The sequence below is a fragment of the Sphingomonas sp. BE138 genome (assembly GCF_031456125.1).
In the GTDB taxonomy this organism is placed as follows: Bacteria; Pseudomonadota; Alphaproteobacteria; order Sphingomonadales; family Sphingomonadaceae; genus Sphingomonas.
Genome location: NZ_JAVDUC010000005.1, coordinates 181,527 through 198,923, shown reverse-complemented (window position 1 = coordinate 198,923; position 17,397 = coordinate 181,527). Strand labels below are relative to the sequence as shown.

At 69.2% G+C, this 17,397-nt stretch carries 18 protein-coding genes; 8 read left to right on the top strand and 10 right to left on the bottom strand.

Translation table 11 applies throughout. From position 1 onward, the window contains the following. Positions 1–7: 7 nt before the first annotated feature. Complete coding sequence (locus J2Y58_RS09105) at positions 8–658, top strand: hypothetical protein (protein ID WP_310101825.1); 651 nt, start codon at positions 8–10, stop codon at positions 656–658. A gap of 33 nt (positions 659–691) precedes the next feature. Here the strand turns inward: J2Y58_RS09105 and J2Y58_RS09100 are convergent, their stop codons facing one another. Both J2Y58_RS09100 and J2Y58_RS09095 read right to left on the bottom strand, forming a co-directional pair. Further along, on the bottom strand, positions 692–1,384 hold the full coding sequence (locus J2Y58_RS09100; RefSeq protein ID WP_310101822.1) for a sugar transferase: 693 nt from the start codon (positions 1,382–1,384) through the stop codon (positions 692–694). Positions 1,385–1,763: 379 nt separating this feature from the next. Further along, complete coding sequence (locus tag J2Y58_RS09095) at positions 1,764–2,234, bottom strand: PilZ domain-containing protein (protein WP_310101819.1); 471 nt, start codon at positions 2,232–2,234, stop codon at positions 1,764–1,766. A 213-nt stretch (positions 2,235–2,447) separates the two neighbouring features. Here J2Y58_RS09095 and J2Y58_RS09090 point away from each other — a divergent pair, with 213 nt between their 5' ends. Continuing rightward, on the top strand, positions 2,448–2,591 hold the full coding sequence (locus J2Y58_RS09090; protein WP_310101816.1) for a hypothetical protein: 144 nt from the start codon (positions 2,448–2,450) through the stop codon (positions 2,589–2,591). Between the two features lie 32 nt (positions 2,592–2,623). Here the strand turns inward: J2Y58_RS09090 and J2Y58_RS09085 are convergent, their stop codons facing one another. The 5 genes from J2Y58_RS09085 to J2Y58_RS09065 form a co-directional block, all read right to left on the bottom strand. Beyond that, the gene (locus J2Y58_RS09085; protein WP_310101813.1) at positions 2,624–3,901 is read right to left on the bottom strand and encodes a DUF1996 domain-containing protein; all 1,278 of its coding nucleotides are present in this window, start codon (positions 3,899–3,901) and stop codon (positions 2,624–2,626) included. A 117-nt stretch (positions 3,902–4,018) separates the two neighbouring features. Next, on the bottom strand, positions 4,019–5,386 hold the full coding sequence (locus J2Y58_RS09080) for an O-antigen ligase family protein (protein ID WP_310101810.1): 1,368 nt from the start codon (positions 5,384–5,386) through the stop codon (positions 4,019–4,021). Next, entirely contained in the window at positions 5,383–6,099 is a 717-nt protein-coding gene (locus J2Y58_RS09075; RefSeq protein ID WP_310101807.1) for a hypothetical protein, read from the bottom strand. The genes J2Y58_RS09080 and J2Y58_RS09075 overlap by 4 nt, the downstream gene beginning before the upstream one ends. A 4-nt stretch (positions 6,100–6,103) precedes the next feature. After that, positions 6,104–7,324, bottom strand: coding sequence for a glycosyltransferase family 4 protein (locus J2Y58_RS09070; protein ID WP_310101804.1), 1,221 nt, complete (start codon positions 7,322–7,324; stop codon positions 6,104–6,106). Continuing rightward, complete coding sequence (locus J2Y58_RS09065; RefSeq protein ID WP_310101803.1) at positions 7,321–8,316, bottom strand: glycosyltransferase; 996 nt, start codon at positions 8,314–8,316, stop codon at positions 7,321–7,323. Before J2Y58_RS09065 ends, J2Y58_RS09070 begins: the two co-directional genes overlap by 4 nt. Positions 8,317–8,458: 142 nt before the next feature. Between J2Y58_RS09065 and J2Y58_RS09060 the strand changes: the two genes are divergently transcribed. Continuing rightward, positions 8,459–9,550: a glycosyltransferase family 4 protein gene (locus tag J2Y58_RS09060; RefSeq protein WP_310101801.1), complete on the top strand. Its 1,092-nt coding sequence runs from the start codon at positions 8,459–8,461 to the stop codon at positions 9,548–9,550. Positions 9,551–9,855: 305 nt separating this feature from the next. Here the strand turns inward: J2Y58_RS09060 and J2Y58_RS09055 are convergent, their stop codons facing one another. After that, complete coding sequence (locus J2Y58_RS09055) at positions 9,856–10,812, bottom strand: SDR family oxidoreductase (protein ID WP_310101798.1); 957 nt, start codon at positions 10,810–10,812, stop codon at positions 9,856–9,858. Positions 10,813–10,937: 125 nt separating this feature from the next. Here J2Y58_RS09055 and J2Y58_RS09050 point away from each other — a divergent pair, with 125 nt between their 5' ends. After that, the gene (locus J2Y58_RS09050) at positions 10,938–11,909 is read left to right on the top strand and encodes an acyltransferase (RefSeq protein ID WP_310101794.1); all 972 of its coding nucleotides are present in this window, start codon (positions 10,938–10,940) and stop codon (positions 11,907–11,909) included. On the opposite strand, the gene J2Y58_RS09045 is transcribed toward J2Y58_RS09050, so the two are convergent. Further along, positions 11,892–13,073 (bottom strand): glycosyltransferase family 2 protein, encoded by a 1,182-nt coding sequence (locus tag J2Y58_RS09045; protein ID WP_310101788.1) that lies wholly within the window; start codon positions 13,071–13,073, stop codon positions 11,892–11,894. The two genes, J2Y58_RS09050 and J2Y58_RS09045, sit on opposite strands and share 18 nt — an antisense overlap. A 238-nt stretch (positions 13,074–13,311) precedes the next feature. Between J2Y58_RS09045 and xrtV the strand changes: the two genes are divergently transcribed. Both xrtV and epsI read left to right on the top strand, forming a co-directional pair. Further along, entirely contained in the window at positions 13,312–14,235 is a 924-nt protein-coding gene (gene xrtV / locus J2Y58_RS09040) for an exosortase V (RefSeq protein WP_310101785.1), read from the top strand. Beyond that, a complete protein-coding gene (gene epsI / locus J2Y58_RS09035) occupies positions 14,225–14,917 on the top strand; it encodes an exosortase-associated protein EpsI, V-type (protein WP_310101782.1) in 693 nt (230 codons plus the stop codon). Before xrtV ends, epsI begins: the two co-directional genes overlap by 11 nt. A gap of 39 nt (positions 14,918–14,956) precedes the next feature. On the opposite strand, the gene J2Y58_RS09030 is transcribed toward epsI, so the two are convergent. Further along, positions 14,957–15,205, bottom strand: a complete 249-nt coding sequence (locus J2Y58_RS09030) for an XrtV sorting system accessory protein (RefSeq protein WP_310101779.1) — start codon at positions 15,203–15,205, stop codon at positions 14,957–14,959. A gap of 92 nt (positions 15,206–15,297) precedes the next feature. Here J2Y58_RS09030 and J2Y58_RS09025 point away from each other — a divergent pair, with 92 nt between their 5' ends. Further along, positions 15,298–16,152, top strand: coding sequence for a SurA N-terminal domain-containing protein (locus J2Y58_RS09025; RefSeq protein WP_310101776.1), 855 nt, complete (start codon positions 15,298–15,300; stop codon positions 16,150–16,152). Between the two features lie 115 nt (positions 16,153–16,267). Beyond that, a complete protein-coding gene (locus J2Y58_RS09020; RefSeq protein WP_310101773.1) occupies positions 16,268–17,362 on the top strand; it encodes a DUF5694 domain-containing protein in 1,095 nt (364 codons plus the stop codon). Positions 17,363–17,397 lie beyond the last annotated feature (35 nt).

Here is a 17,397-nt window from a genome sequence, read left to right as displayed (position 1 = left end):
CGCCATCATGGAAGCGACGAGCAAGCGGCAGCGTAGCCTGAACGACGATGCGGCAGCGGCGCTGCGCCGTGCGGTCGGGTTCGCCGGGCTGTTCGGGCTGGGCGGCGTCGCCGCCATCGCATGCACCGCGCGCACGCCGCAGCCGGTGGCCGGCGTCGCCGCCGACCGCTTGCTGGTGCAGGAAGCGCTATGGACGGCCGAGGCGAGCGGTGCGCCCGCGATCGCGCTGCCACGCGCGCTGGCGGTGCGCCGCGCCGATCCCGCGATCGCCGCCGAACTGGCCGCCGCGCAGCGCCGGCTGGTCGCGGACCGCGGTGCCGCGGCGGCGGGCCGCGACGCGGTGATCCGCCGGATGGACGAGGCACGCGCCGATCGCGACCTTCACGAGGCGCAGCGCACCGTCGCCGCGCTGAAGCTCGATCAGGCCTATGCGCAGCGCGAAGCCGCGGAGCAGCGGCACGATGCCGCGGCGCTGGCCGCACTCGACGCGCAGACGAAGATGCTGAAGATCGAGGCCGCGCGCGCCACCGGCGCGTCCGCGCGCGCCAGCCGCACGCTCAACGCGCTGAACGCCCGCATGCTGGCGATGGCGACCGCCGAGCACGCCCGCGTGGCGCACGAACTGGAAGCGGTGCGCAACAAACTGCGCGGTGCGTGAGGTCGCCGCGACGAGGCGCGGCGGCAAAGTGCGTCAGTAGGAGCCGCGCTGGAACAGCACGCTCGGCACGGTATAGGCGATGATCTTCACGTTCATCGCGCACGACCGCGCGCGGCTGTAGGTCACGTCATAGGCGACGCGGCGGCGGTACGATACGTCGTTGCGGCCGCCGACCTGCCACAATCCGGTGATGCCCGGGCGCACCGCGCAATAATGTTCGAAGTACCGGCCATACCGCCCGATCTCGCCGACCACGATCGGACGCGGACCGACCAGGCTCATGTCGCCGCGCACGACGTTCCACAGCTGCGGCAACTCGTCGAGGCTGGTCTTGCGCAGGAAACGGCCGATGCCGATCACGCGCGGATCGTCGCGCAGCTTGTGGTCGCGCTCCCACTCGGCGCGCGCCTCGGGGCTGCGCTCCAGCAGGTCGCGCAGCCGCGCATCGGCGTCGACCACCATGCTGCGGAACTTCAGGCACGGGAACGAGCGCCCGCCACGGCCGATCCGCTGGTGCGCGAAGATCACCGGGCCGGGATCGAGGATGTAGATGACGGCCGCGACGATCGCCATCAGCGGCGCCAGGATCACCAGCGCGATCACCGCCAGCGTCACGTCGAGCACGCGGCTGGCGATATCGTCCAGCCGCTGCCACCGCGCCGAGTCGGTCACCTGGTTCGCTACGCCGGTCCGTTCCGGCGCGGCCATGATGGTCGCTTCATGCACGGGTTCGCTCCCTGACGCTTCGCTGCAATGCAATAAATAGATCGATTCGCAAAAAATGGAAACCGGAAGAAAGTCACAGTTTCCTCGTTTTAACCCTCGATAACGGCGGCCTGTCGTGGCTTCCCTAACTTGCCGTTAACCGCAGGGTTCCACCGCGCCTCTGGCCTGGCGGCGCCGCGAGGGGCTCGGTGAAGCTCGAAGAAGGCGCTCGGGAAACGATGCTCGTCGGGGGACGGCGAACGGCGTTCGGCCGCTCGGCACCGGCGCCGAGCGGCATAAGGCAGCTGTCAGGAGTAGCGGTCGAGCGTGACGAAGCGCCAAGCCAGCGCTGTCCCGTTCCGGGACAAAGGTTGCAGCAAACCGGCGGCGCGCGCGCCGCTCAGAGCAGGCCGGCGATCGCCTTGATGATTCCGCCCCACAGCAGCGCGGACCCGCCGACGATCACGCCGACGCGCACCGCGCCCGGATAACGCTTGATCTCCGGGTCGGGCAGCGCCGGGCTGACCGGCGCGGTCGTGGTCATGTGGATCACGGTGCCGCCGCGGAAGGTCTGCATGATGTCGGCACGGCCCAGCGCGTCGACGAATTCGCAACCATAGCCGCCGTTCACCTGCCGCACGACGCGCGCATCGGCGCGGCCGCGACCCGGCAGGCCGATCGTCACCATGCTGCCGATCTCTAGCCGCGAATCGGTCGCGACGCTGAACCCGGTTTCGGACAGGTCGCGGACATACACGTCCGAGGCCCGCGCGCGCTCGTCGCGCAGCGTGGAGGGTTGATTGATCGTCTGCCGCTCGGCGGAGCGGCGATCGTCGGAATCGCTGGGTAGCAGTATCGCCGGAAGCAGCATCGCCGCGCCTTTCGTTGAGCGTGAATGGGTTAGCTGGAGCAGGGCTACCAGCGAGTTAACGCGCCGACATTTTTCGTCACGGAAACTTTGCCGCCGCGTTTCGTTCATCAATTATCAAGTTTGTGTGCCGAACCGGGACGGTTTCGGCACGTAAGCGCAGGGGAGAGGGGCCGAGTGCGCAGCAATCACATGGAACCTTATTCTTTAAGCGGCGTGCCCCTGGTCTTCGATCGCTTCGGAATGGTCGGCCCGTGGATTGCGGAGGTCGCCGATCCGCTGTCGGCGGCGCGCGGGATCGCGACGGGTCTGGCACTCGCGGGCATTCTCTGGCTCGTGCCCGCCGCGCTGATGATCTGATCGCGCGTCTGCCGGGCCGGGCCGCCGCCGCGTCAGTTCGGCACCGGCACGACGTGCGGCTTCGCGGTCCAGCTGAAGCCTGCAAACATCTTCAGCTGCTTGCCGTTGCCCAGGTCGCCGCCGCTGCAATTCAGCAGCTTGTTGATGCAATGGTCGGTCCACATCCGCATCACCGTGTCGTCCCACGCGCCGAACCAGTCGGCGTGGAAGGTGCTGCCCGGCCGCATCATCGGCATCCCCGGCATTTCGTCTGACGCCAGGTGCCAGGTCGAGGTGCTGCGATCCCAGCTGCCCGACGTGTCGAGGTCGGCATCGACGGTATACCACACGCCCATCGTGAACGTCGGGATCACATACGGGTGCGTGTCGGGGCAGCGCGGATAGCCCCAGTCGCCGTAGCTGGTATAGGCGACGTGCGCGCGATGGTCGGCGCTGTCGAGGTTCTTGCCGTCCCAGCAATTGGGTGCGCTGATGACCGCGCCGAGCTGGTTGCCGACCGTGCAGTTCTTCGCCGCCTCGACGATGTCGACGTAATGTCCCGACTTGGCGGTCGGACCCTGGCAATTGTAATAGCCCGCACCGGTCTTCGGCGTGCCGTTCAGCATGTCGTAGCCGAAGACGAAGCGCAGCCCGCGCGGCAGGTCGACGCACGCCTTGCCCATCCGCTGGCATTCCGGATCGTTCTGCGGGCGCCGCTTGTAATAGATGCTGATGAAGTCGGGACGCACGACGCCGCCCTTGCCGTTCAGCATCGCGGGCATCCAATAGGCGCTGCGGTTCAGCGGGCTGTTGCAGGTGCTGGCACCGCTCGTGCGCAGGCTCTGATAGGTCGAATTGCCGTTCGCCAGCGTGTTGCCGAAAAACTGGTGCAGGTGCGACTTGCCCGGCTGGCCGGGAAAGACGACCGGGTCGTCGCGCAGCTCGTGGCTCGGATTGCAGATGAAGCGGAACGCGCCGTCGGTGTCGGGTGCGGCGCTCGCCGGGATCTCGCCGGTGCCCCATGACGGAACCAGCTCGGCGTTCATGTCGAAGTTGCTGGCGACCTGCGAATAATCGGTCGCCGCCGACAGGCTGCCCGCGCTGACCGGCGACGGTGCCGGGGTCGGCGTGGGGGCCGGCGCCGGGGCGGGCGTCGGGCTGGCGGCCGGCGCGATCGCAACCGGCGTGGCCGCGGTCGGCGCCGCCGCGCCGCCGCCACCGCTGCCGCCGCCGCACGAGGCGAGCGCCAGCGCACCGGCCAGTTGCGTGAGGGTTCGGCCGGTGCGACGCGACAGCGTGCCCGGTGCCGCGTAGCGCAGCAGCGACGTCATGCGAGAGCTCCATGCCCTGGATGCCGGGGCGGGCCCGGCGGGGATGGCTCTTTCTAACCGCGGCTGGTTAGGTGTCGGTGAAGCGGCATGGTTACGCCGCGGTAAACATCGCCCCGCTCACGCTCCGGCGGGCACAGCGACCGGGGCGTCGCCGTCGGCCTCGGAAGCGTCGTCGGCGTCACGGCGACGCACCGGCTGCTTGCGGCGCTTCGGCGCCCAATAGCCCATCTGCTGCGCGATGGCGGCGATCAGCCCGACCGCGATGGCGTAGAAATATTCCAGCCCGGTGGTGACGAAGATCCATTCGTATTTGGAATGAAGTGCGACGACGATCAGCGCGGTGGCAAGGCCGAGCAGCAGCTCGCCGCGCGGATCGCGCCGGAACCGCCAGGCGCAGCGCAGCGCCGCGACGATCGGCCAGACCAGCATCAGGACGAACGCCACCAGCCCGATGTAGCCGGTCTCGGCGGCGTTGAGCAGATAGGCGTTGTGGACGTGCGCGCTGCGGCTGCCGAAGGTCGGGATCACCCCGGCGCGGTTCGAATAGCCCTTGGTGTTGGCGACGATCACATAGTGGTTCGATCCGACACCGAACGGATGGTCGTGGACCATCGCCCAGGCCGCGCGCTCGAACGCGGCGCGCTCGTCATAGCCGCCGAGCGGGATTTCCTTGAACCGCTCGCTCAGCGTCGTCATCGCCAGCGGCGCGGCGATCGCCAGCCCGATGATGCCCATCGCGGCGACCCCGCGCTTGCGCGCGGTCGGACGCCGGACCAGCGACAGGAACAGCAACAGGACGACGCCCGCCCCCGCCAGCCCCAGCGTGGCGCGCGAGGCGGCGAGGATCGCGATGATCGCGCCCGCCACCGGGCCCAGCCACATCCACTTCTCCTTCTTCGTCGCCAGCAATACCGCCAGCGACGGAAAGACGACGAAGTGCGTGATCATGCCCAGCGTGTTCTGGTGCCCGAACGTGCCCGCCGCCTGCAGCGCGCCCTGCGCACGGTCGACGATCGACATGACCGCCTGGAACGCCAGCCCAACGATCAGCCCGCGGATCAGCGCGGTCGGCACGCGCGGGTCGCGGCAGGCGATCGCCACCGCGGTGACCAGCAGGATCACGCGTCCCAGCTGCCAGGCATAGAACAGCGTCGGCAACGGCACGTCGGTCTGCGTCGCGCTCAGCAGCACGCACAGCATGTACAGCACGATCGGCCAGCGCAGGTGCGCGATGCGCACGCCCGCCGGGGCGGAGGCGATCAGCGCGATCGCGATGGCGTCGACGATCGACACCTCCAGCCCCTTGTTGAACCCCGGCCAATAGGCCCAGGAGATCGGGGCCACGTACATGTGGAGCAGCCCGGCCACGAACTGCAACACGCCCAGCGCGAACATCACCTGCGGCAGCTTGCGCGGGTTGGCGCGCAGCCAGCCGATCGCGACCGGCAGCAGCGCGAGCACCGCGAGGAGCGCGATCCACTTCATGCCAGCGCCAACGCCACCGCGGCCGCCGCGACGGCACCCACCGCACCCAGCGTCAGCGCGCGGCGCGGGTGGCGCGCGGCGAACCGTTTGGCATTGCGCGCGACCCCCACGCCCTCGCGCAAGCCGGGCCAGCGATCGAAGAAGCGCAAGCGGGCGATGTCGGTGCGCGACGGGCGCTGCGTCGCGATCGGCGGGACCGCGAAATGCGTCGCCACCTCCGGATGCGCGCGCCGGAACCAGACATAGGCGCCGTCGACCGGCGGATGGTCGTCGAGGTCGAGCAGCCCGCGCAGATACGCGACCATCACCGGCACCAGATCGGCGCTGAACCCCATGACGTGCGATCCCGCGATGTCGCTGTTGTGCAGGTCGTCGGGCCGCGCGGCGTGATAGCCGCCGTAGAAGATCTGCCAGCCGGCGGGCAGCACCGTGCCGCGCGCCGCCGGGGTGAAGTCGGCGTCGTCCTCCAGGATCAGCACGCTGTGCCCCCCGGCCGCGGCCTCCTCCAGGATCGCCAGGTGGCTGTGGTAGCAGCCGCGCGCGCCGATCGAGTCGAACGTCCCCGGCTGGTCGAAGCGGCATGCCGCGAAGAACGCGACCCGCGCGTCGCCCCCGGCACCGATCCGGCGCAGCTCGCCTTGCATCTGCGCGCGGCGGTCGGCGCGATGCGGCAGGTTGATGATCCGCACCTGGTCGAAATGGTCGAAGAGCATCGTCTCAATCCCTGCCGAACCGCCGCGCGAGCGGCCGCACCGCCGCCCGGATATCGAACTCGCCATGCACCTTCGCGCGCGCCGCCGCCGCCAGCCGTTCGCCGAGCCCCGGCTCGTCCAGCACGCGCGCGATCGCGCGGCGCAGGTCGGCCCAGTCGCCGGGGCGGAACAGCAGCCCCTCGACCCCGTCCTCGATCAGCTCGGGCACGCCCGCCACACGGCTGCCGATCACCGGCACGCCGATCGCCATCGCCTCCATCAGCACGATCGGCAGCCCTTCCATGAAGCTCGGCAGCACGAGCAGGTCGGCCCGCGCGATCGCCGCCAGCGTCGCCGCCTCGTCGAGCCGCCCGGCAAAGCGCACGCGCGCCGTCAGCCCCGCCGCCGCCACCGCCGCCTCGATCTCCGCCAGCATCGGCCCGTCGCCGACCAGCGTCAGCGTCGCGTCCAGCGGTGCGATCGCCTCCAGCAGCCCCAGATGCCCCTTCTCCGGCGACAGCCGCGCGACGCACACGATCTCGCGCCGCGGCCCTTCGCGCGCCGGCGCGGCGGGCAGCGCGGGCAGGTCGAGCCCGCAGCGCACCACCGTGAACTTGTGCCAGTGCGCGGGCGCGGTCACGCGCATCGCCTGCGCGCGCCCGAACCACGAGACGCAGGCGGCGAACTCGGCCGCCTCCAGCTTCGCGCCCAGCGTCAGCCCGGCGGGATAGTCGGTCTCCGAAATGCCGTGCAGCGTCAGGCTCCACGGCAGCCCCGCGAATCGCGCCGCCATCATCCCCACCGTCGCGCCGGCATTGGCGAAATGGTTGTGGACATGGGTGATGCCGTCCGCGCGCAGCATCCGCGCCAGCACCACCGCCTCCGCGAAATGGAACAGCGCCCACAACATCGCCTTCGCCCCCGGCGCGCGGTGGCGCAACGCCAGCCGCAGCAGCCCGGCCCACGCCAGCGGCCGCGTCGCCAGCGCGCCGACATGTGCCGCGAGCAACGCGCCCATGCCCAGCGGCAGCACGAAGCGGGTCTCCGCGAACGATGCCCGGTCCTCGGGCGCCTTCAGCTCGGCGGGCGCGGGCTTGCGGATGCTGTAGGTGCGCAGGTCGACGCCGTGGCGGCGCAGGCTGTCGACCTCGCGCCGGATGAAGGTGTGCGACGACGCCGGATACTGGCTGACGACATAGGCGATGCGCTGGTTCACCGGCGCGGGGGCGGGGCGGGACGATGTCATTTGTAGGTGATCGCCGATGTGGCCTGCCGCGCGCGGCGGTATCGGATCACGCCCTGCAATTCGGGTACCTTGGCCAGCATCGTGAAGAATGCATGGCGCCACGCCATCCCGCGTGGGCGGCCTCCGCGCAGCGCCATCCGCACCACCTGCGCCGCGAACGCGGCGACCGGCAGCAACAGGAACGCCGGATGGATCAGCATCGCCAGCACCACCGCCACGAACGGTAGCACGCCCGCCCAGAAGGCGGCGCGGCGCACCTCGGCGCGGTACAGCGGCTGCGGCAGCGTCGCGGTCGCGTCGCCGGCCTGCGCATAGCCGAACCCGCCGCGCACCGCGCGCCACCACCATTGCCCGAAGCGCAGCATCGCCGCGTCGTGGCGCGTCATCTCGGCATCGATCCGCCACACCCGCCAGCCTGCGGCACGCAGCCGCGCACACAGCTCGGGTTCCTCCCCGGCGGTCAGCGTGTCGCTAAACCCGCCTGCCGCGCGCACGGCTGCGGCACGCATCAGCGCGTCGCCGCCGCACGCCGCCGCCTCGCCGACCGGCGTGTCCCATTCCATGTCGCACAGCCGGTTGTAGACCGATGCCTCGGGAAAGCGCTCGCGCCGCCGGCCGCAGACGACCGCGACATCGGCGTGCGCGTCGAGGAACGCGGTCGCGGTTCCCAGCCACGCGGGATCCAGCTCGCAATCGCCGTCGACGAACTGCACCAGCTCGACGTCGCCCGGCTCCCCCCCGATCAGCGCCGCCAGCCCGGCGTTGCGGGCGCGCGCCGCGGTGAACGGCCGCGTCATGTCGAGGTCGACGACCTCCGCGCCCCAGTCACGCGCCCGCGCCGCGCTGCCGTCGGTCGACGCCGAATCGACGTAGACGACCCGCGCCCCGCTGCCCTCCAGCGCGCGCAGGCACCGCATCAGCCGCTCGCCCTCGTTGCGCCCGATCGCGACGATGCCGATCCGCGTCGGTGGAAAGGTGGAAGGCAAGGTCATGCGCGAGGCAGCGGATCGTCCAGCAAGCGTTTCGAATCAAGCCGACTTGATCCGTACGGGCGTCTCTAGCATCGCACCGGTTAAATTCGAGGGACCGCACGCCGTTATCGGACAGGTAAGGTGCGCCAGATAAGGAACGACGATGCGCATCCTGTTCGCCTTGCCCGGATTTCACCGCTTCGAGCGCGGTGCGGAAATCGCCTTGCTGTCGCTCGCTACCGAGCTGGGGCGCGCGGGCGAGCAGGTGGCCGTGATCGGTTCGGGTATCCCACGCGCCGACACGCCGTACCGCTTCATCCACGCAGGCTCGGTGCGCCGCGAGAAGCTCGAGCGGCTGCCGCGCGTGCCGGTCTTGCGCAGCGAAACGGGGTGGGAGGAGGCGACGTTCGCACCCGGTCTGCTGCGCGCCTATCGCCCGCACGACCATGACGTCACCGTCACCTGCTCCTTTCCGTTCACCAACTGGGTGCTGCGCCGCCCGGTGCTCGGCGGGCGGCGTCCCCCGCACGTCTTCGTCACGCAGAACGGCGATTGGCCGGCGATATCCGACGATGCCGAATATCGCAGCTTCGGGTGCGAGGGGCTGGTGTGCACCAACCCCGATTATCTCGCGCGCAACCGCGACCGCTGGCGTTGCTCGCTGATCCCCAACGGCATCGACGCGACCCGCTTCACGCCGGGCGCGCCCGAACGCGCGCGGCTCGGCCTGCCCGAACAGGGACCGGTCGTGCTGATGGTCAGCGCGCTGATCGCGTCGAAGCGTGTCGCCGATGGCGTGCGCGCGGTCGCGCAGCTGCCCGGCGCGCACCTGGTGGTGGCGGGCGACGGGCCGGAGCGCGACGCGGTCGACCGGCTCGCGGGCGAACTGCTCCCCGGCCGCTTCCGCCGCCTGACGGTGGCGGCGGCCGAAATGCCCGCTCTCTATCGCTCCGCCGACGTGTTCCTGCACCTGTCGAAGGAGGAATCGTTCGGCAACGTCTTCATCGAGGCGCTGGGCTGCGGCGCGCCGGTCGTCGGGCACGATTCGGACCGGCTGCGCTGGATCGTCGGCGACGACGCGGTGCTGCTCGACACGTCCGATCCGGCGGCGGTGGCACGGGCGCTGGGTGAGGCGATCGCGCGTCGCGAGACGCTGGTTCCGCGCGGCGTCGCCCGCGCCGCCGATTTCGCCTGGCCGCGGGTGGCGGCGCAATATCGCGACTTCCTCGCCGAGGTGATCGCCGCCGCGCGGTGACCGGGGTCGACACCTTCGTCATCCCCGCCTCCGCGGGGATGACGAAAGCGGGAAGCACGGCACCCGCCACAATGCGACGCAACGCCTGCTCGTGGGGCGGCATCACCCGAACCGTTCGTGCTGAGCCTGTCGAAGCACGTGCCCCACGGCAGGCCCCCACGCCCCAACGTCATCCCCGCGGAGGCGGGGATCCAGACCCTCTGATGCGTCGGCCCTACAAACGACCGAAGCGTATCTGGATTTCCGCCTGCGCGGGAATGGCGAGGGGTAAGTCCCGGCGCGGCCGACCCCAATTCCTACCGACCCTAGTTTGCGAAATCCCGGAAATACGCGATCGTGCGCTCTAGCCCTTCGCGCAGCTGCACCTTCGGCTCCCAGCCCAGCGTCTCGCGCGCGACCGCGATATCCGGCTGGCGCTGCATCGGATCGTCCTGCGGCAACGGTCGGAATTCCAGCGGCGACGACGATCCGGTCAGCTCGATCACCAGCTCGGCAAGCTCGCGGATCGTGAATTCGTTGGGGTTGCCGATGTTGACCGGGCCGGCGAAACCGGGCGCGGTGTCCATCAGCCGCAGGAAGCCCTCGACCAGGTCGTCGCGGTAGCAGAAGCTGCGCGTCTGCGATCCGTCGCCGTACAGCGTGATCGGCTCGCCCTTCAGCGCCTGCATGATGAAGTTCGATACCACGCGCCCGTCCGCCGGGTGCATCCTGGGACCGTAGGTGTTGAAGATCCGCGCGACCTTCACGTCCAGCCCCATCTGGCGGTGATAGTCGAAGAACAGCGTCTCGGCGCAGCGCTTGCCCTCGTCATAGCACGACCGGATCCCGATCGGGTTCACGTTGCCCCAATAATCCTCCTTCTGCGGATGGACGTGCGGGTCGCCGTAGACCTCGCTGGTCGACGCCTGGAAGATCTTGCACTTCAGCCGCTTGGCCAGCCCCAGCATGTTGATCGCGCCGATCACGCTGGTCTTGGTCGTCTGCACCGGATCGTACTGGTAATGGATCGGCGAGGCCGGGCAGGCGAGGTTGTAGATCTCGTCGACCTCGACGTAGAGCGGGAAGCACACGTCGTGGCGCATGAACTCGAAGCGCGGGTTGCCGTGCAGGTGGTCGATGTTGCGCTTGGCGCCGGTGAACAGGTTGTCGACGCACAGCACCTCGTCGCCGCGCTCCAGCAGCCGGTCGATCAGGTGCGAGCCCAGGAACCCCGCGCCGCCCGTCACCAGGATGCGCTTACGTGACTGATAATTCCGCGCCATTCGGCTCTCGTCCCCTGTTCCGGTGCGCCTGTTGTCGCGGCCGGGCGGCCGCTCACGAAGCGTTAGCCAGCCGCTACTAAGGAGGCGTTACGCCTCGCGCAAACATTGATATGGAAGCCGCCCTCATGCAGCGGATCGCGATCCTCGACGGCTGGCGCGCGCTCAGCATCCTCCTCGTCATGGCCGGGCATCTGCTGCCGCTCGGCCCGGCGCGCTGGGGGCTGAACGGCGCGGCGGCGGCCACCGGCATGGCGATCTTCTTCACGTTGTCGGGCTTCCTCATCACGCAGTTCATGGCGCACCGCCCCGACGTGCGCGCCTTCCTGATCCGGCGGCTGTTCCGCATCCTGCCGCTGGCATGGCTGGCGATGCTCGCACTGGTCGTCGCGAACCACGCCGATGCGGCCACGGCGCTCGCCAATTTGCTCTTCGTCGCCAATCTGCCGCCGACGCGGCTGATGCACGGCGGTCAGCATCTGTGGAGCCTGTGCGTCGAGGTGCAATTCTACCTCGGCATCGCGCTGCTGGTCGCGCTGGCGGGCGCGCGCGGGTTGCGCGTCCTGCCGCTCCTGTGCGTCGCGGTGACGATCGTGCGCATCCTGCAAGGCGCGGTCATCAGCATCTACACCTGGCAGCGCGTCGACGAGATCCTCGCCGGCGCGACGCTGGCGCTGCTCGTCGGTCGGTTCGGCGACCGCGAGCGCGCGTGGCCGCAATGGCTGCCGCTGATGCTGTTCGTGCTGACGCTGGCCTCGGCGCATGCCGACACCGGTGCGCTCGGCTATCTCCGGCCATATTTCGCCGCTGCGGCGGTGGGTACCTCGATCGTCGCGGCGCCGGCGTGGCTGCGTGACGCGTTCGCCTCGCGCCCGGCGCGCTACGTCGCCGACATCTCCTACGCGCTCTACGTCTTCCACGAACTGTTCAACGCGACCTGGCTGGGCAGCGGCGACAAGGCGATCCGCTATGCGAAGCGCCCGTTGCTCTTCGCCGCCACCTTCGCCGCCGCGCACCTGTCGACGACGCGGCTCGAACATCCGATGATCGCGCTCGGCAAGCGGATCGAGCGCCGCCGTGCGCTAGCGCCCGGCGCGTAGCCAGCCGGTCGGCCGCTTGCGCGCCAGCCCCAGGTAGAGCGGGATTTTCCACAGCACGTACAACGGCAGGCGGATGGCGGCACCGCCCGACAGAAATGGCCGCCCCACGCGCATCCACGCGATTCCCAGGCCGCTAATCGCGACGACCAACAGGCACCCGAGCAGCAGGAGCGGCCACGCGGACGCACCCAGCAGCATCAGCCCGCCCAGCACCACAAGCCCGGCGATGTCGAGCAGCAACAACAACGTAAGCGGCGGCACCGCCAGGCTGAGCCCGGCCCACAAGGCTCGAAAATCCTTCGATCGCAACGCGTTGCCGATCGCCGGCAACGCGCGCGTCCGCGACGTGGCGAGGAACCCGCCCTCCCAGCGCGTCCGCTGCTTCAGCGTCCCCTCCGCGCTGCTCGCCGCGCTCCACACCGTGGCATCGGCAACGAATCCAGGCAGCTGCCCGCGCCGCGCCAGTTCGAGCCCCAGTGCCAGATCCTCGACGATATCGGCGGTCGCCAGCCCCGCATCCCGAAATACCGCCCACGGAAACGCCATCCCGGTCCCGGTCAGGTTCACGCGCCCCGCCAACCGCCAAAGGCCGCGCTGGCGGACCAGGTTCTTGATCACGAACGCGAAATTCGACACCTGCACCATCGGTGCGGCCGACAGGTCGGGGCTGAGGAGGTTCACCGCCTGCACCGGCCGCTGCGTCGCGGCGCGCGCCATCGTCGCGATCGATGCGCGGTCGGTGGAGCCATCGGCATCAAGCACCATCACCACGTCCGGTGGCGCATCGGCGAGGTGGTCGCGGGCATAAGCCAGCGCAAACCCCTTGCCGCGCCGAACCGGATCGTCGCGGCGCAGCACCTCCGCGCCGCCCTGCGCGGCGATTGCGGCGGTATCGTCGGCGCAATTGTCGGCAACCACCAGCACGCGGCACGCGGGCGGAAGCTCCGGCATCAACCGCGCGAGCGTGGCGGCAATGATCGTGGCCTCGTCGTGCGCCGGCATCACGATCACCGTTCCGGGACACGAATCGGTCGCCACGCCGCGCGTTCGGGCGGTCCCGCGCAGCCCGGCGATCACCTCGACCGCAAAGGTCGCGGTCATCACGATCAGCGGCGCGGCCAGCGCCGCCGCCACGACCGTCGCGATTACTCCCAAAGCCGACACGCCCGATCCTTCCGCTTGCCCGCCCCGCCTCTAGGCGGTGCCATCGTCCGCCGCCATGCCATGTGCACAGTTTACCGGACCTTGAGGAAGGCGCTGCATGAGGGGCAGGCAACCGCGAGAATCCACGGGCCGCGCGTTGCACCTTGGTTGCAGCGGAGCACGTTGATGTCTATCAGGGAGCGGCCGGATGGGCGCCGGTGCCAGCTCGGACCGTACCCGAGCGTCGAAAGCGGACAAGGTGAATAACGAAGCCGTCGGAACCTGGAAGGTTGCGGACCGCGAGCCGGTTCGGGGGCGCGCGCGCCCGGTCAAGTGGCCGAAGCTGTCCGCGGCCGCCTGGCTGCTGATCGTCGGCATCGTGGCGCTCGCTCTGCCGACCATGCTGACGGTCGCCAAGGTCAGCTGGTCGACGGAGCAAGGCGGCCATGGCCCGCTCGTGCTGGCGACCGGCGCGTGGCTGCTGTGGCGCGAGGTGCCTGCTGCGCTGCGGCTGCGTAGCGCTGGCAATGCGCTGCTCGGCGGCGCGTTCGTCGCGCTCTGCCTGATCGCTTACCTGGTGGCGCGGATCACCGGCATTATCGAGATCGAGGGCTTCGCGCTGTACGGTGCGTTGCTGGGCGCGGGATATCTGCTGTTCGGCGGCGCGGTCCTGCGCGAACTGTGGTTCCCGCTGTTCTACCTCGGCTTCATCTTCCCGCCGCCGGATCAGGCGGTGACGATCATCACGCAGCCGATCAAGATCGCGATCTCCGAACAGGCGGTGAACCTGTTGTATGCGCTGGGCTATCCGATCGGCAGCTCGGGTGTCTCGATCCAGATCGCGCAATACGACCTGCTGGTTGCGGCCGCCTGCGCCGGGCTGAATTCGATCATCAGCCTGACCGCGATCTGCCTGTTCTACGTCTATGTCCGTCACCGCGCGAACTGGCGCTATGCCGCGTTGCTGATGCTGACGATCGTGCCGATCGCGGTGTTCGCAAATTTCGTGCGCGTCATCTTGCTGATCCTGATCACCTATTATTTCGGCGATGCCGCGGCGCAGGGCTTCGCGCACGATTTCGCGGGATTGGTGATGTTCCTGATTTCGGTGCTCACGATCTTCGCGCTGGACGGGCTGGCGACGCCTTTGCGCCGCGCGCTGGGGAACGGCCATGACGACTGACGGCAAGCCACTGTTCAACCGCCGGCAGGCGGTGCTGGGCGGCGCATTCCTGATGACCGCGGGGGTTGCGGCGGCGCGCGTACCGGATCACCACATCGACCTGTTCGGCGATCGCAAGCTCGAGAAGCTGGTGCCGAACGTCATCGGACCGTGGCAATTTTATTCCAAGAGCGGGCTGGTCATTCCGCCGGCCGACCAATTGAGCGAAGCGCTCTATTCGCAACTGCTGACGCGCGTGTATCTGGCGCCGGACGCGTTGCCGATCATGTTGCTCGTCGCGCAGAGCGGCGGGCAGACTGGCGTATTGCAGGTCCATCGCCCGGAATATTGCTACCCCGCCGGTGGCTTCTCGCTGGCCGACAAGGCGGTGGTGCCGATCCGCTTGCCCGGGAACGGCGCACTGGATGCGATCGCGATGTCCGCGCGTTCGGACGACCGGATCGAGCAATTGCTCTATTGGACGCGGGTCGGGAACGACATGCCGCAGACATGGGTGCAGCAGCGCCTGGCGGTGGCGCGCGCCAACCTGATGGGCGACGTGCCGGATGCGGTGCTCGTGCGCGTCTCGGCGCTCACCCCCGATCGCGAGGCGGGGATGGCCGCGCTGACGCGGTTCGTGCAGGCGATGTTCGCGGCATTGCCGCCGGACGTCCGACGCATGTTCGACGCCGACGCGCGGTGATGCGGAAGGGCGGCGGTGTCGCTTTCCGCCGCGGTACGATCAGGACCGGCGGCGCAGATCGATCGGCTTCAGAACCAACAGGATAAAAGCCAGATTAGCGACGATCAGCAAAGTCGCCAGCAGGTCGTGCCCTTCGTTGCCGAGATAATTGGCCAGCCCGCAGATGCCGGCGCCGGCCAGATAGGCGAGCATTGAATCCCGGTGGTCATCCCCCATCGAACGCTGCAGGAACAGCACGACCAGGCCAGCGAAGATGGCCAGCGTGACCCAATCGTAGACCGTTTCCATTCAAAGTTCCCGTAGCTGTAGCGGGGCACTACAGGATTTGTTCAGCCGGTGCTAGTAACGCCGCCATACCGATTGACCCAAGGGGGGATGAGATGATGTTGAAGCGTGGTGCCTTGCTCGCGATGGTGGGCCTGTCGCTGGCGACCGCGGCCTGCGATCGCAAGGCGACCGGCCAGAGCGTCGCGGTCGTGAACGGCGAGGAGATTTCGGCCGGCGAACTGAACACCGAGTTGCAGCTCGCGAACGTGCCGCCGGGCGCCGACCAGAAGCTGGCGCGCCAGCAATTGCTGCAGGGCCTGATCGATCGCCGACTGCTGGCGCAGGAAGCGCGCAAGAACGGCGTCGACAAGTCGCCCGACTTCATCGGTCGTCAGCGCCGCATGACCGAGGAATTGCTGATCGCGATGAATGCGGAGCGGCAGGCCGGCAGCCAGAAGTTGCCCGATCCGGCGGCGGTCGACGCCTTCATCGCGCAGAATCCCTATTCCTTCGGCCAGCGCCAGATCCTGGCGTTGCAGCAGATCGCGATCGAGCCGCCGTCGGACCCCAAGGCGCTGGCGCCGCTGGCCGACGCGCATTCGCTGGATGCGGTTGCCGCGACGCTGACCCGGCTGAAGATCCCGTTCACGCGCACCAGCGGGCGTCTCGACACCGCCAGCGTGCCGCCGGAGGCGCTGAAGCGGATCTTCTCGCTGCCGCCGACCGAGCCGTTCGTGCTGCCCGCTAATGGCAAGCTCTACGCCAACGTCATCACCGCGCGTGAGCCCGTGTCGATGTCGCAGGACGACATGCGCAAGGCCGCGTTGGCCGGGCTGCGGCAGCAGAATGCGCGCAGCGGGCTGACCAACGAGGTCAAGCAGCTGCGCTCCAAGGCGAAGATCGAGTACCAGCCGGGCTATGCGCCGGCCGCAAACGCCACCCCGGCGGCGGCTGCGGCGACGAAGTAAGCGCCTACGGGGCCGGCGTTCCGGCCGGCCCCCAATGCCTCGCTCGCGAAGGCGCGGCACTTGCCGCAAGGCGTGTCGCTTCTATGATACACCTCCATGATACTGGGGGGTGACGATGCGGTTCGGACAAGGCGTGATGCTGGGCGCGGCAACGATTCTCTGCGGGATGCTGGCGGTGGCTGCTTCCGCTCAAGAATATCGCCCCACCTTTCGTCCCGATCGCATGAAGGGGCCGCCGGCCGGTCCTCCCAACCAGGTGCTGGTGCTTGGCGGCCCGCATCTGTCCGCCTATAAGACGCTCCGCCGCGACGCGCTGGCGCCGCTTCTCGATCGGCTCGCGGCATGGAAGCCCGAGGCGATCGCGACCGAAAACCTCTCCGGGCTCCTGTGCGATACGATGCGCCGCTTCCCGGTGCGCTATTCTCAGAGCGTGGCGATATATTGCCCCGATCCGTCCGCCGCCGGCAAGGCGCTGAACCTCGACGTCCCCGCGGCGAATGCGGAAGCCCAGCGGCTACTGGCTGCCTGGCCGGCGTCACCCGGCGCCGCGCAGCGCCGGCGCCTCGCCGCGGTGTTCCTTGCCGCGGGCGAACCGGGATCGGCGATGGTGCAATGGCTCCGCTTGCCGTCCGCTGAGCGGCGGGTCAGCGACGGGCTCGACGTCGCGATGGTCGCGGAACTGGAGCGTCGCTGGGCGCGGCCGGGCGAGACCGAATGGGTCGGCGCGGCGCTGGCGGCGCGCGTCGGCCTCGAACGGCTCTATTCGGTCGACGACCACAGCGCGGACAGTCCGACCCCGCCGGAGCAGGAAGCCGCCTCCGATGCGGCGATCTCGCATGCGTGGGACAATCCCGCGGCACGCGAGCGACAGGCGATCGCGAGGCAACTCGACGCCGATATCGGCGCGTCTGGCGGCGTGCTGGCGCTGTATCGCGGTGCGAACACGGCACGTGCCCAGGCACTCGCCTTTCAGGGCGATTTCGGCGCGACGCTGGTCGAGCCGTCGCCGCAGCGGTTCGGACGCCAGTATGTCGGCTATTGGGAGACGCGCAACCTGCGCATGGTCGCCAACATTCGGGATGTGCTCGGGCTGCATCCCGGCACGCGGTTGCTCGCGATCGTAGGCGCGTCGCACAAAGGCTATTACGAGGCCTATCTCAACCAGATGCACGACGTGCAGTTGATTGATGCGGAGAAGATCCTGCGTTGACGCGCGAACCGTCGCGGAGGCGGCGCGCCGATCGC

Coding starts and splice junctions, on each gene's coding strand:
- J2Y58_RS09105 (WP_310101825.1), top strand. CDS start 8: ATGGAAGCGACGAGCAAGCGGCAGCGTAGCCTGAACGACGATGCGGCA.
- J2Y58_RS09095 (WP_310101819.1), bottom strand. CDS start 2,234: ATGCTGCTTCCGGCGATACTGCTACCCAGCGATTCCGACGATCGCCGC.
- J2Y58_RS09085 (WP_310101813.1), bottom strand. CDS start 3,901: ATGACGTCGCTGCTGCGCTACGCGGCACCGGGCACGCTGTCGCGTCGC.
- J2Y58_RS09080 (WP_310101810.1), bottom strand. CDS start 5,386: ATGAAGTGGATCGCGCTCCTCGCGGTGCTCGCGCTGCTGCCGGTCGCG.
- J2Y58_RS09075 (WP_310101807.1), bottom strand. CDS start 6,099: ATGCTCTTCGACCATTTCGACCAGGTGCGGATCATCAACCTGCCGCAT.
- J2Y58_RS09070 (WP_310101804.1), bottom strand. CDS start 7,324: ATGACATCGTCCCGCCCCGCCCCCGCGCCGGTGAACCAGCGCATCGCC.
- J2Y58_RS09065 (WP_310101803.1), bottom strand. CDS start 8,316: ATGACCTTGCCTTCCACCTTTCCACCGACGCGGATCGGCATCGTCGCG.
- J2Y58_RS09060 (WP_310101801.1), top strand. CDS start 8,459: ATGCGCATCCTGTTCGCCTTGCCCGGATTTCACCGCTTCGAGCGCGGT.
- J2Y58_RS09055 (WP_310101798.1), bottom strand. CDS start 10,812: ATGGCGCGGAATTATCAGTCACGTAAGCGCATCCTGGTGACGGGCGGC.
- J2Y58_RS09050 (WP_310101794.1), top strand. CDS start 10,938: ATGCAGCGGATCGCGATCCTCGACGGCTGGCGCGCGCTCAGCATCCTC.
- epsI (WP_310101782.1), top strand. CDS start 14,225: ATGACGACTGACGGCAAGCCACTGTTCAACCGCCGGCAGGCGGTGCTG.
- J2Y58_RS09030 (WP_310101779.1), bottom strand. CDS start 15,205: ATGGAAACGGTCTACGATTGGGTCACGCTGGCCATCTTCGCTGGCCTG.
- J2Y58_RS09025 (WP_310101776.1), top strand. CDS start 15,298: ATGATGTTGAAGCGTGGTGCCTTGCTCGCGATGGTGGGCCTGTCGCTG.
- J2Y58_RS09020 (WP_310101773.1), top strand. CDS start 16,268: ATGCGGTTCGGACAAGGCGTGATGCTGGGCGCGGCAACGATTCTCTGC.